Genomic DNA, 13049 nt, shown 5'->3' with positions numbered 1-13049 from the left:
TTAGCGCTTCCGGACGGCTCCCGGAACCGCCTGCGGGAAAGAGAAGAAGCCGTGGGGGTCGTACGACGACTTGATTCGGCTCAATCGCGGAAGATTGGATCCGTAGTAGGCCTGCGCATAGTTCGTCAGGTTGGTGTCCGGGAAGTTCACGTACGAGCGTCCGTTGGAGTACGGGTCGACGGCGCCGAACAGTCCGTTCAGCCACCCCTCCGCCGCCGCCCGGTCCTCCGCCGCCGGGACGGGCGTGGCGAGGCTGACCGTGAGGGTGGCGCTGAAGAGGGAGTCGCGGTGCACCCACGCCGTCGCGTCGGTGGCCGGCAGGTTGGCGTTCTTGCCGAGTCCGAGCAGGGAGACGATCCGGGTCTGCCCGGCCCGCCGGTCCGCGTCGAAGGCGGCGAGCAGCTCGTCCACGCCGGACTGCGGCGGGATGCGGTGGAACATGCGGCCGCGGTTCTTGAGCCAGTTCTGCCGGGGCAGCGCGGCCTCCGGGTTGGAGCCGGTCTCGTGGCAGGCGTCGACGGTCTTGTCCTCGCAGCCGAAGACCCGCATCATCGCCCGGTCGTACGGCAGTTCCTGCACGACCCGGGTCGCCGGGGCGGTGCCGACCAGCGAGGCGAGCGCGGCCAGCTCGGCCTCCAGCTCCTCCGGGGTGCCGAAGTGGACGCCCGAGACGATGAAGACCGGCAGGCCGCCGGGCTTCGCGTCGGCGAGCCGCAGGATGCCGCCGCAGGCGAGGTCGGCCGAGGCCTGCGCCGACCAGTCCAGGTAGCCCTTGACCGCGCGCTGGGCGTCCGACCAGGACCAGGTCAGGGTGTAGTGGCCGACCCGGGTGATCGGGGTGGGCGCGACCCGGAAGTCGGTGACCACGCCGAAGTTGCCGCCGCCACCGCCGCGCAGCGCCCACAGCAGGTCCGGGTGGCTGGTCTTCGAGGCCGTGACGATCCGGCCGTCGGCGAGCACGACCCGGGCCGAGACCAGGCGGTCGGAGGCGGGGCCGTACTTGCGGTACTGCCAGCCGGTGCCGCCGCCGGTGAGGAAGCCGCCGGGGCTGACGGTCGGACAGAAACCGGCCGGAACGGTGATCCCGTACGGGGTGAGCCGGGGCAGCACGTCCACGGCCTGGACGCCGGGGCCGATGCTCACGGGGCCCGTGCCGTCGCCCGGGCGGACGTGGTCGAGCCGGGTCAGGTTGACGACCAGGCCCTCGGTGGTCGACCAGCCGCCGTAGCTGTGGCCGCCGGAGCGGACGGCGGTGTGCAGGCCGTGGTCCTGGGCGAAGAGCATCGCGGTGCGGACGTCCTGCGGGGTCTCCGCGTAGACGACCGCCCGCGGGCGCACGTCGTCGAACATGGCGGTGGCCAGCTTGCGCGCGCGGTCGTACTCCGCGTCGCCGGGGAGCACCAGGTCGCCGGTGAGGGAGCGGCTCAGGCGGCTCCAGGCGGCGCCGTGGGCGTGCCCGTGACGGGGGCGGGCCCCCGCGGTGGCGGCGGTGGCGAACGCGCCGGCGGTGGTGGCGAGTCCCGCGCCGGCAGCCAGCAGGGTCCTGCGGTTGATCATGGTCGTTCGTTCCCTTCGGGGTGGGTGTACCGCGCGTGTCGCGCCGGTGTCGGTTCCGGCCGAGCGGTTCGGCCGTCACGGCTCCGGCCGGACGGACCTGCCGTCACGGCTCCGGCCGGTGGTCGGGGAGGGGCCGGGCCCGGGCCCGGAGCAGGCGCTGCCAGCGCGCGGCGCGCGGGGCCGGGGCCGCCGGGCCGCCCCCGGCGCCCACCCACGCGGCGACGGGGCGGATCCCGTGCAGCGCGTTGACCAGCCAGGTCTCCCGGTCGTGCAGTTCCTCCGGGGCGGCCCGGCCGTAACGCACCACCACGCCGCTCTCCCGGGCCTGCCGGACGAGCAGGGCGCTGGTGACCCCGGGCAGCAGGTGCGGTCCGGGCTCCGGCAGGCACAGCTCGTCGTCCTCCCACCACAGCAGGCTGGCCGTGGTGGACTCGATGGCCGCCCCGCTCGCGGTGGTGAGCAGGGCGTCGTCCGCGCCCGCCTCCTGCGCCTCGGCCCTGACACGCGCGAGGAGGGCCAGGTCGGGGCCCTTGCGGTGGGGCGCGGTGCGCGGGTCGGCGTCCGGCCGGGGCAGGACGCGGACGGGTCCGAGCAGTTGCGGCGCGCGGCGCGGCCAGAGCGCGAGGACGCCGTCCCCGTGCAGCTCGACGCGCGGGAACCAGGCTCCCGTGCGGGGCAGCGCGGCGAGGGCGTCCCGCCAGAAGCGCTCCACGGCGGAGGCGTCCCGGCCGCTGTCGCGGCAGGCCCGGGTGAACCGCGCCCGGTGGCCCTCGACGTCCCGGACCCGGCCGTCCTCGACCAGCCAGGAGTCGGCGGCGAGCAGGGCGTCGGGGGCGGGGGCTCCTGGGACGAGGCCCCGGGCCCCGTCCCAGGCGAGCCGGGCCTCCGCGACGGCCGGGTCGTTGGGCGGATTCATCGGGTCAGTACCGTCCCTTGCCCTTGTTGGTCGGCGCTCCCGTACGGGGTCCGTAGGGGGCGCGTTCGAGCCATTCGCCGAAGGAGGGCACGACCGGGGAGAGGGCCGCGCCGACGGCCTGCCGGAGCCGGGTGACGCGGCTCCTGGGCCGGAGGTGGGCGAGGGCGGTGCGGGCGGCCTCGCTGTTGAACCCGGCGGCCTGCCGGCGTTCGACGGCGAACGCGCCGACGGCGCCGGCCCGCCGCTCCGGCGCCGCGAGGGCCTCGGCCACGGCGTCGGCGGCGGCGACGGAGTCGGCGATGCCGCTGTTCATGCCCCGGGCGCCGAAGGGCGGGAAGAGGTGGGAGGCCTCGCCGACGAGGAGCACCCGGTGGTGCGGGTCGGTGAAGGACTCGGCGACCACGTGCAGGAACTTGTACCGGGACACCCAGAGGAGCCGCTTCGCGTACTTCTCCCCGACGACCTCGGCCACCCAGCGGGCCGCCGCCGCCTCGTCGGCCCACTCCGCCGGGTCGTCGTCGTCCTTGCACTGGAGGTCGAGCTGGAAGCCGCCGGCGAAGGGCACCCGCATCACGCTGCGGCCGCCGAGCGCCGGGTGCTCGTAGACGAACACGCGCTCCAGCGGCAGCGGGTCCGCGGGGTCCTCCTCGACGTCGACGACGACGTGGAAGGCCTCGGAGCGCTCCCCCAGCATCTCGATGGACTGGGAGCGGCGCACCCGGGAGCGGGCGCCGTCCGCCCCGATCACGTACTCGGCCTCCCACACCGTGCCGTCCTCGGTGGTCAGCCGGGCCGACCGCTCCGACGTCTCCACGTCGGTGACGGCGGCGCCCCAGCGGAACACGACGCCCGCCTCGCGGCAGGCCGCCATCAGGTGCCGCTCGGTCTCGATCTGCCGCAGGCTGGTGAACGGCGGCACGAGGCCCTCGTGCTGCGGCTGGGGCGGATAGCTGCGGGCGAAGACCTCCCGGGAGCGGTAGACGGTGCGGCGGGTGGGCCACACCACTCCGTGGGAGACCAGGGTGCGGTCCAGTCCCGGGCTGATCCGGCCGAGCAGCTTCAGCGACTCGCGGTGCACGAACAGGGCCCGGCTGCCGGGACGCGTCCGGTCCTCCGGTTCGGCCTCCAGGAGGGTGACCGGCAGGCCGTGGCTGCGCAGGGCCAGGGCGGCGGTGAGGCCGACCGGTCCCGCGCCGACGACCAGGACCGGCGCCCGGCCGGGCTGGTGGCTGTTGGGGGTCATGACGGCTCCTCAGTCGGCGGCGGGGGCGGCCGGCGCGGTGTTCTCGCGGAGCATCCGGGTGATCTCCACCCGCTGGACCTTCCAGGTGGAGGTGCGCGGCACCTCGTTGAACGGCCAGTGCAGGGGTGCGGCGAGGGCGGGCAGGTCGGCGGTGGCGCGGTCCCAGCGCCCCTGGTCGAGCGGGGCGTCGCGGCGGGTGCAGACGACGGGGACGGGCTCGCCCTCGGGGCCGGTCACGATGATCACTTCGAGGAGCTCCTCCAGGCGCTTCAGGAGGATGTCCTCGAGTTCGAGGTTGGAGTCGATGGTGTCGATCTGGTCGATCTCGCGGTCGATCAGGTGGAGCCGGCCGAAGCGGCCGAGGGTGCCCATGTCGCCGAGCTTCCACCAGCCGTCGTTGAAGTTGTCCAGGTAGCGCTGGTGCTCGCCGAGGTACGTCATGATGCGGCCGCGACCGCGGAGTTCGAGGTTGCCGGGCTGTCCCTTGGGGACCGGGCGGCCCTGGTCGTCGACGACCCGCAGCTTGATGAAGCCGGGGAGGACGTAGCCGACGTCGCGGCCGTCGTTGCGCTCCGCGCTCTTCTCGGTGTACCAGGCGCCGGAGATGGGGCCGGTCTCGCTCTGTCCGTAGAGCTGGATCAGGAGCGGGCGGGGGCGCGCGGAGGCGGCGAGGAGGCGCTGGATGGTGCGCGGGTGGATGGCGTCGAAGGTGCTGCTGTAGTAGCGGATGCTGGACAGCGGGGCGCCGGGCGCGTCGGCCAGGTCCTCCCACTGGACGAAGTTGTTGGGGTGGGTCTCGACCAGGCCGGGGCGGTGCCGGACGAAGACCGGGGCGATCTTGTCCGGGTCGAGGTCGTTCAGGACCAGCAGCGGGTTGCCGTAGTTGAGGAAGACGCCGAGGGAGTGGAAGAAGCGCGAGTGCACGAAGGACATGCACAGCGCGACGGTCTCCTTCTTCCGGATCGGCCAGGCGATCATCTGCTGCGGCAGCAGCCGGTGGAACAGGGCCCGCGCGTTGTGGACCATCAGCTTGGAGACGCCGGTGGTGCCCGAGGTGTGGGTGATCAGGGCCGGCTGGGAGGGGTGGAGCTTCACGGCGGGGCGCCGGGGCAGCCCGTTCAGCTCGGCGAGCAGGCGCAGTCCGCCGTGCGCGTCCGTGCCGGCGAGCAGGGTCTCGTGGGTGAGTTCCCGGACGGGGACGCCGTCGAGGGGGCCGGTCAGCTTGGCGGCGTCGGTGACCAGCCAGGGCTTGTCCAGGCGGCCGAGGAGCTTGCCGACGATCTCGCCGGGCAGCGCGGAGGAGATCATCACCGGCACGGCGCCGACGCGGGCGATGGCGGCGGCGATCAGCGAGATGTCGAAGTTGTCGGACTTGTGGACGGCGACCCGTTCGGTGGGCCGGACGCCGGTGTGCCACAGGCGGGCGGCGAGGTCGTCGACGACGTCGGCGAGGGAGGCGTACGTGAAGCCGGTGCCGAGGTCGGGGAAGGTCGCGAGCGGCTGGTCGAGGGTGACCGGCGTGCCGGGGAACTTCGCGGCGGCCTGCTCCCACAGCAGACCGAGGTAGAAGGCCTTCTCCGGCAGTTTCCTGGCGAGCGTGGAGAGCATGGGGCTACTGCTTTCTCTGCGGAGGGAACGGAGGACGGGTCGGACGGGGGTGGGGGCGGGGCCGGGGCCGGGGGTCACCAGGCGCCCTGCCGGATGAGGAAGCGCTGGAGCTTGCCGGTGGCGGTGCGCGGCAGGGCGGCGACGACCTCGACGGCGCGCGGCACCTTGTACGGCTCCATGCGGGACCGGGCCAGGGCGATCAGCTCGGCCTCCAGGGCGGAGGGGTCCGCGGCGGCGGGGTGGCCGGGGCGCGGGACGACGAAGGCGCGCAGCTTGGACGCGCCCCGCTCGTTGCGGACGCAGGCCACCGCGATGTCGTGCACGGCCGGGTGGCGGGCGAGCACCTGCTCGATCTCGACCGGCGAGAAGGTGATCCCGCCGACCATCTCCAGGTCGTCGGTGCGGCCCCGGTGGGCGAGGGTGCCGTCGGGGTTGCGCACCACCAGGTCGCGGGTGTTCAGCCAGCCGTCGACGAGGGTCCGGGCGGTCTCCTCGGGCAGGTCGTGGTAGCCGCGGGTGACCGTCGGGCCGGTCACCCACAGCTCGCCGGGCGTGCCGTCCGGCACGGGCCGCCCGTGCTTGTCGCGCACCTGCGCCGTGAAGCCGGGCGCGGGCCGGCCCACCGTGCCGGGCGCGTGGTGGACGACGCCGTTGGTGGCGATGGCGTGCCCGGCCTCGGTCGAGCCGAGCTGGTCGTAGAGCGGGGCGCCGAGGAAGGCGCTCGCGCGCTCGCGCAGTTCGTCGGTGAGCCGCTCCCCCGCCGAGACGGCGGCGCGGACGCTCGCGAAGTGCGCCGGGTCGGTCTCGGCGACGAGGTTGGCGTACGCGGAGGGCACGGCGAACAGGTACGTGACCCGGTGCCGGGCGACCAGCTCGGCGATCCGGGCGGGCCGGGGCGGGCCCGGTTCCAGGACCGCGGAGCCGCCCGAGTACAGCGGGAACGCGAGGGCGTTGCCGAGCCCGTAGGCGAAGAACAGCTTGGACACCGACAGGGCGGTGTCGTCCGGGCCGAAGCCGAGCACCTGTGCGCCGGCGCCCGTGTAGTAGACCGGCAGGTCGGCGTGGCGGTGGACGACGCCCTTGGGGAGTCCGGTGGTCCCGGAGGTGTACTGGAGGTAGAGCGGGTGGTTCTCGTCGACCGGGGCGGCCGGGGCGGGCTCCGCTCCGGCCGCCAGGTCGAGCAGCCGCTCGCCGGTGAGGCGGGCGAGGCCGGCGAACCGGTCGGCGAGGGAGTCCTCGGCGAGGACCGCGACCGCGCCGCTGTCCTTGGCGACGTAGCGGTGCCGTTCGGCCGTGAGGCCGGGGTTGGCGAGGACGGCGACGGCGCCGAGGCGGGCGGCGGCGAGGAAGCCGACGACCCAGGCGATGCCGTCGGGCAGGGCGAGGAGGACTCCCCGGCCGGGTCCGGCCCCGTGCTCGGCGAGCACGGTCGCGGCCCGGGCGGCGAGGTCGTGCAGCCGGCCGTGGGTGAGGGTCAGGTCGCCCTCGTGGTAGGCGGCGCGGTCGGTCCAGTTCCGCTCGGCGGCGGCGTCCCCGAGCGCTGCGGCGACGTTCATGGCGTGGGGCTCCTGGTGGGTCGGCTCGTGGGCGGACGGGGTCTTGCGGGGGCTCCCCGACGAGGGCCCCGGGGCTCAGGAGCCCGTGACGAGCGGCTTTCCGAGGCGGAAGGCGCGCAGCGGGGCGGAGGCCTTGAGGACCATCTCGTCGAACTCGTCGTCGGCGTCGGAGTCCAGGACGACCGCGCCGCCCGCTCCGATCCGCCACTGGTCGCCGACCCTGACGGCGGTGCGGATGACGATGTTGAGGTCGGCGGTGCCATTGGTGGAGAGCCAGCCGATCGAGCCGGAGTACACCCCGCGGGCCTCGTCCTCCAGTTCGTCGATGATCTCCATGGTGCGCAGCTTGGGCGCCCCGGTCATCGAGCCGCCGGGGAAGCAGGCGCGCACCACGTCGATCGCGTCGAGCCCGGTGCGGACCCGGCCGCGGATCGTGGAGACGAGCTGGTGGACGGTGGTGTAGCTCTCGGTGGTCATGAGCCGGGGCACGTGGACGCTGCCCACCTCGCAGACCCGTCCGAGGTCGTTGCGGAGCAGGTCGACGATCATCAGGTTCTCGGCCCGGGTCTTGGCGCTGGCGGCGAGCGAGGCGCGCAGGGCCTCGTCCTCCTCCGGGTCCGCGCCGCGCGGCACGGTGCCCTTGATGGGCTTGGTCTCGACGACGCCGGAGCGGTCGATGGAGAGGAAGCGCTCGGGCGAGGAGCTGGCGACCTCGACGTCGCCGAGCCGCAGGTAGGAGGCGTACGGCGCCGGGTTGGCGCGGCGCAGGGCCCGGTAGTAGACGTAGCCGTCGTCCTCTCCGGGGAGCCAGGCGGAGGTGGTGAGGCAGACCTCGTAGCTCTCCCCCGCCCGCAGGTTCCGCTGGATCTCGTCGATCCGGGCCCGGTAGGCCTCCCGGCCGTGGGTGAGCCACTTCTCGGCGTCGACGGCCTCGCCCGGACCGGTGGTCCCGGCGGGTCCGGCCGGGCGGAGGGAGAGGAGGGCGGCGCTCGTGGTGTCGAGCCAGCGGACGGCGGCCGCCTCGGTGCCGGGGGTGGTGTCGCTGAGGGCGAGCAGGTACGTGCTGCCCTCCTGGTGGTCGACCACCACCACCCGGTCGGCGAAGATCCAGGCGGCGTCCGGGGTGGGCGAGACGTGCTTGTTGACCGAGCCGAGGTCGCCCTTGAGCTCGTAGCCGAAGTAGCCGACGTATCCGCCGGTGAAGCCGAACGGCAGGTCGGGGACGTCGAGTCGGCGCCGTCGCAGCTGCGCCTGGAGGTAGTCGAAGACCGTGCAGGGGATGCGGCGCGGCGGTTCGCCGGTGCGCTCGACCTCGGTCTCGCCCTCGGTCAGGCGGTAGCGAACCGTTTCGGCGAGCGGCCCCGAGGCGTCGCCGAGGAAGGAGAAGCGGGAGCGGCCGGGCTCCACGTGGGCGCTGTCCAGCCAGAAGGCGTTCGCGGCGGAGTCCGCGTACAGGTGGGTGAAGGCGGCCTCGGTGTCGACGGCGGTCTCGATGGTGCGCAGGTGGACGCGGTATCCGGCGGCGGGTTCGGCGGGTATCACCGCCCCGGGTAAGGCGACGGCGTACGGCTGTCCGGCGGGGACGGCGGGCGGGACCGCGGGCTCGGGGCGCGGGTGCTCCTCCCGGTGGGCGCGGGTGAGGTCGCGGAAGTTGGCCATCATCCGGCGGCCGTGCTCGGTGGAGACGGACTCCGGGTGGAACTGCACGCCCCAGATCGGCCGGGTGCGGTGCCGCAGGCCCATGACGACCCCGTCCTCGGACCGGGCGGTCACCTCCAGGGTGTCGGGCAGCGGCTCGGCGACGCCGAGCGAGTGGTAGCGCACCACGGTGAAGTCCTGCGGCAGGCCGGCGAAGACGTCCCGTCCGTCGTGGCCGATCCGGCTGAGGAAGCCGTGCCGCGGCTCGGGGGCGGGCCTGATCTCGGCGCCCTCGCCCAGTCCGATGCCCTGGTGGCCCAGGCAGACGCCGAGGACGGGAACGGTCGCGGTGCGCAGGACGTGCGCGGAGACGCCGAAGTCGCGGGGCCGGGCGGGGTGGCCGGGTCCGGGCGAGATGACGACGTTGTCGAAGGCCGTCAGGTCGAGTTCGGCGGCGCCCGGGGCGTCGTTGGTCACGACGACCGGCTCGACCCCGTTGACCTCGGCGAGGAGCTGGAACAGGTTGTAGGTGTACGAGTCGTGGTTGTCGATCAGCAGGGTTCTCATCACACGGCTTTCTCGGGAGGCGGCCTCGGGTCGGTCCTGCGGGCCCTTCGGTGCCTTCGGCCCTTCGCTGTCTCGGGTCCTCGGTCCTGCGGGCCCTTCGGGTCAGCCCTTGGCGATCAGCTCGGAGACGGCCGAAGCGGCCAGCAGTGCCTGGTCGTCGTTGAGACGCGGGTCGCAGAGCGTGCGGTAGGCGCGGCCGAGGCCGTCCTCGCGGGCCGGGCCGCCGGTGCCGAGGCACTCGGTCACGTCGTCGCCGGCGATCTCCAGGTGCACGCCGCCGGGCCACGCGTCCGCCCGGTGCATGGCCTCGAAGAAGCCGGTGATCTCGTCGAGCACGGCGCTCATGTGCCGGGTCTTGACCCCGGTCGCGGTGGTGACGGTGTTGCCGTGCATGGGGTCGCAGACCCACAGCACGTCGTGCCCGGCCGTGCGGACGGCCTCGACCAGGGCGGGCAGTTCGGCGCGGACCCGGCCGGCGCCGAAGCGGCCGATCAGGGTGAGGCGGCCGGGCCTGCGGTGCGGGTCGAGCCGGGCGCACAGGGCGGTCAGGGCCTCGGGCCCGGTGCCCGGCCCGATCTTGCAGGCGACGGGGTTGGCGAGCCGGGCGAGGAAGGCGACGTGGGCGCCGTCGAGGCGGCGGGTGCGTTCGCCGATCCACGGCAGGTGGGTGGAGAGCAGGTAGTCCTCCCCGGTGTGCCCGTCGCGGCGGACCAGGGCCTGCTCGTAGTCGAGGACCAGGGCCTCGTGGCTGGTCCACAGTCCGGTGTGGCGCCAGGTGCCGTCGCGGTGGGTGGCGGTCTGCCCGTAGTCCTTGAGGATCGAGCGCAGGCTGCCGTCCCAGGCGCGGGTGGGCAGGCCGGCGCCCCCCGTGGTGTACGAGCCGTCCGGAGGCAGCAGCGCGGAGGCGGACTCGTGCGCGATCAGGTGCAGTTCGTTGAGGACCGCGCGGGCGGTGGCGTAGCCGGTGAGCATGCGGCGCGGGTCGGGGACGCGGGCGGCCGGGTCGGCGGCGTGTCCGTTGACGAGGTCGCCGCGGTAGACCGGCAGGGTCAGGCCGTCGACGGTCTCCTCGGGCCGGGAGCGGGGCTTGGCGTACTGGCCGGCGAGCCGGCCGACGGTGATCGCGGGCAGCCGGGTGCGGCCGCTGATGATCTCGGCCATCCGTCCGATGACGCGGTGCTTGCCGCGCACGGCGGCGAGCCCGGCGGCGCCGACGGGCTCGGCGCAGTCACCCGCCTGGAGCAGGAAGGCGCGTCCCGCGCCCGCGTGGGCGAGGCCGGAGGCGAGCCGGCGCACGTCGGCGGGGGCGGTGAGGGCGGGGGCGAGGGCCAGTTGGTCCTGGACCCGGGCCGCCCGGGAGGCGTCGGGCCACCGCGGCTGCTGCTCGGCCGGAAGGTTGCGCCACTCGGTGAGGGCGAGCGGCGGCAGGGTGTCGGCCGCAACGGTCGGCGGGGAATCGGCGAGGGTCACGGCTTCTCTCTTCCGTCCGTACGAGGGGAATGGTTCCGTGCCGGTCGGTCAGCCTTCGTGCTCGGCGGTGACCAGTCCCTTGGGCTCCAGGAGGAACTGGGCCAGGCTGCCGTCGTGCGGGGTCTCGGGCACGCCCGCCCAGGGGCGGACGCGGCCGGTGACGACCTTGCGCACGGAGGGCTCGCGGAGCACCTGCTCGGCGAGGCCGGCGTGCTCGCCGAGGAGGCTGACGACGAGGGAGTCGCGCAGCGGGCGGGTGCCGTCGGCGGGGCGCCAGGGCGCCACCACGACGAACGGGAAGCCCAGTTCCGTACCGGCGACCGGGTCGTCGGGCCGGTCGACGGAGACGACGAGCGGGCGCAGCACGGTGGTGCCGTCGCCGGGGTTGGCGAGCAGCGAGCCACCGTGGCGGTGGGTGCTGTGGTCGGTGGCGCCCGCGGTGAGGTTGCGCAGGTGGTCGGCCAGGGCGGCGGCGGTGTCGGCGCCGAAGGCCGGCAGGGTGGCGCGCTCGTCGAGGACGGGGTGGACGGGCAGGTCGGCGAGCCGGGCGGCGAGGGCGTCGGCGAGCGGGGCGGCCTCTCCGGCGGTCAGGACGAGGGAGATGTTGTTGCAGCGCACCCCGCCGTCCTCGGCGATCCAGTCCACGAGGTCGTCGAGGACCTCCTTGTCGTCCTCGGCGCCCGCCCCGACGAGGACCTTGCTGCGGCCGGGGCCGCGCACGAGGACGTCGCTCCGGTGTCCGAACCGCTCGGCGGCGGCCGGTCCGCCGTAGACCAGGCCCAGGTCGGCCTGGGCGAGGAGGTGTTCGCCGACCTCGTGGTCGCCGGGCAGGAAGGCCAGGGTGTCCGGGTCGATCCCGGCGGCGAGCAGGGCGGCGAAGAGGCGGCGCGGGGTGAACGGGTCCCTGCTGCCGGGGCGGACGAGGACCCGGGCGCCCAGGGCGAGGGCGCGGACCCAGGTGACGTTGGGCTCGGGGTGGTTGTTGGGCACGACGGCGGCGAGCAGGGCGCCGCGCGGCACCCAGACGGTGCGGTAGCCAGGGGCCTCGAAGGGCTCCGGGTACTCGGCCCGGTTGATGCGCTCGATGATGCCGAGGGAGCCGCGGACGCCCTCGATGGCCCGGGTGACGGCGGCGCCGGGGGTGCCGGTGGCCAGGACGACCCGGCGGCGGTACTCCTCGGGGGTCTCGCCCTCCAGTTCGGCGGTGGCGAAGAGTTCACCGGCCTTCGCGAAGAGCTCGGGACCGGGGGCGGGGCCGGGCTTCGCGGCCCTGAGCCGGTTGAGGGCGGCCTGGGCGAGCAGCCGGGGGGCCAGGCCGACGGAGACGAGCGGGGTGCCGTCGAGGGCGGCGAGTTCGGCGCGGTCGCGGCTGTCGACGTCCTGGCCGCCGATGACGGGGTTGACGACGGGCAGGGACGGGGCGGCCATCAGTAGACCCCCTCGATCACGGCCGGGGCGTCCTTGGCCTTGAGGGGCGCGATGTCGGCGAGGCCGTCGAGGTCCGACCCGGCGGCCGGCTCGACGCGGATCGCGGTGTCCCGCTCCAGGACGTTGGGCAGGAACATGTCCCGGCTGAGCTGGTGGACGAGGACCTGGCCGCGCTCCCCGTACGCGACGGGGCCGCCGGTCTCCGGGTCGAGCAGTTCGACGAGGGACTGCGGGTGGTACGGGACGAAGACGCACGGGTGGCGGTCGCCGTCCTCGCGCGGGCGCTGCGGGGCGATGCCCATCAGGGTGTTGCCGTAGATCGCGGCGACCCTGGCGTTCGGGAAGAAGGTCTCCTCGATCTGCCGCAGCGACTCGGGACTGATGCTGGTGCCGGCCCACAGGATGGCTTCGAGGGAGTCGGCGAGCCGCTCGTACAGGCCGGGGCGGGCGCAGACGGCCTCCAGGACCGGGGGCGTGATGAAGAGCACGCTCACGTTCTGGGTGTTGACGACAAGTTCGATCTGCTCGATCAGGTACTCGCGGTACTCGGCGGCCAGTTCGGTCCGGCCGGAGCCGATGAGCCGCTTCACCCAGCGCGGGTCGAAGTCCAGGGTGAAGCACATCGAGCCGCGGAGCTGCGCCAGGTGCCGGACGGTGCGGCCGACGACGTGCGGGCCGGTGGGGCCGACGTGCAGCCAGTGGCCGCGGCCGGGGAAGCCGTGGGCGGCGAGCACCTCGCTGACCCATTCGACGTTGCGGGAGCGGGCGTGCGCGTCGACGACCCGCTTGGGCGCGCCGACGGTGCCGCCCGACTCGAAGACCTCGAAGGGCTGTCCGGCGGCACCGGCGGGCACCAGGTCCTCCACGGGCACGGTCCGCAGCTCGCCGCTGACGTCCGGGAAGCGCCGCAGGTCGGCGACCGAGGCGATGTCCGTGCGCGGGTCGAAGTCGAGCGTCTTCGCCTTGCGCAGCCAGAACGGGGAGCCGGTGGCGGGGTCGAAGTGCCAGTCGAGGGTGGCGCGCAGATGGTCCTGCAGAGTCATGTTCGTCCGTCCGTGGGTAGATC

General features: G+C 74.5%; 9 protein-coding genes. All 9 read right to left on the bottom strand.

Going from position 1 to position 13049, the window contains the following annotated elements:
* The 9 genes from AB0398_RS06290 to AB0398_RS06250 all read right to left on the bottom strand — a co-directional run bounded on the left by AB0398_RS06290 (position 1) and on the right by AB0398_RS06250 (position 13026).
* On the bottom strand, positions 1–1557 hold the full coding sequence (locus tag AB0398_RS06290; protein WP_366372680.1) for an FAD-binding oxidoreductase: 1557 nt from the start codon (positions 1555–1557) through the stop codon (positions 1–3).
* A 103-nt stretch (positions 1558–1660) separates the two neighbouring features.
* Positions 1661–2473, bottom strand: a complete 813-nt coding sequence (locus AB0398_RS06285) for an aminotransferase class IV (RefSeq protein WP_366372679.1) — start codon at positions 2471–2473, stop codon at positions 1661–1663.
* A gap of 4 nt (positions 2474–2477) precedes the next feature.
* A complete protein-coding gene (locus AB0398_RS06280; RefSeq protein ID WP_366372678.1) occupies positions 2478–3716 on the bottom strand; it encodes an FAD-dependent monooxygenase in 1239 nt (412 codons plus the stop codon).
* Positions 3717–3725: 9 nt separating this feature from the next.
* Positions 3726–5324, bottom strand: a complete 1599-nt coding sequence (locus AB0398_RS06275) for an AMP-binding protein (protein ID WP_366372677.1) — start codon at positions 5322–5324, stop codon at positions 3726–3728.
* Positions 5325–5398: 74 nt separating this feature from the next.
* Positions 5399–6880 (bottom strand): AMP-binding protein, encoded by a 1482-nt coding sequence (locus AB0398_RS06270; protein ID WP_366372676.1) that lies wholly within the window; start codon positions 6878–6880, stop codon positions 5399–5401.
* 75 nt (positions 6881–6955) lie between these two features.
* Complete coding sequence (pabB, locus tag AB0398_RS06265; protein WP_366372675.1) at positions 6956–9085, bottom strand: aminodeoxychorismate synthase component I; 2130 nt, start codon at positions 9083–9085, stop codon at positions 6956–6958.
* 102 nt (positions 9086–9187) lie between these two features.
* Complete coding sequence (locus tag AB0398_RS06260; RefSeq protein ID WP_366372674.1) at positions 9188–10555, bottom strand: 3-deoxy-7-phosphoheptulonate synthase; 1368 nt, start codon at positions 10553–10555, stop codon at positions 9188–9190.
* Between the two features lie 48 nt (positions 10556–10603).
* Positions 10604–11983 (bottom strand): aldehyde dehydrogenase family protein, encoded by a 1380-nt coding sequence (locus tag AB0398_RS06255; RefSeq protein WP_366372673.1) that lies wholly within the window; start codon positions 11981–11983, stop codon positions 10604–10606.
* The gene (locus tag AB0398_RS06250; RefSeq protein WP_366372672.1) at positions 11983–13026 is read right to left on the bottom strand and encodes an AMP-binding protein; all 1044 of its coding nucleotides are present in this window, start codon (positions 13024–13026) and stop codon (positions 11983–11985) included. Before AB0398_RS06250 ends, AB0398_RS06255 begins: the two co-directional genes overlap by 1 nt.
* Positions 13027–13049: the final 23 nt, after the last annotated feature.

The organism is Streptomyces sp. NPDC086147 (assembly GCF_040702165.1).
Taxonomy (GTDB): Bacteria; Actinomycetota; Actinomycetes; order Streptomycetales; family Streptomycetaceae; genus Streptomyces.
This window is presented reverse-complemented; position numbering and strand designations above follow the sequence as displayed.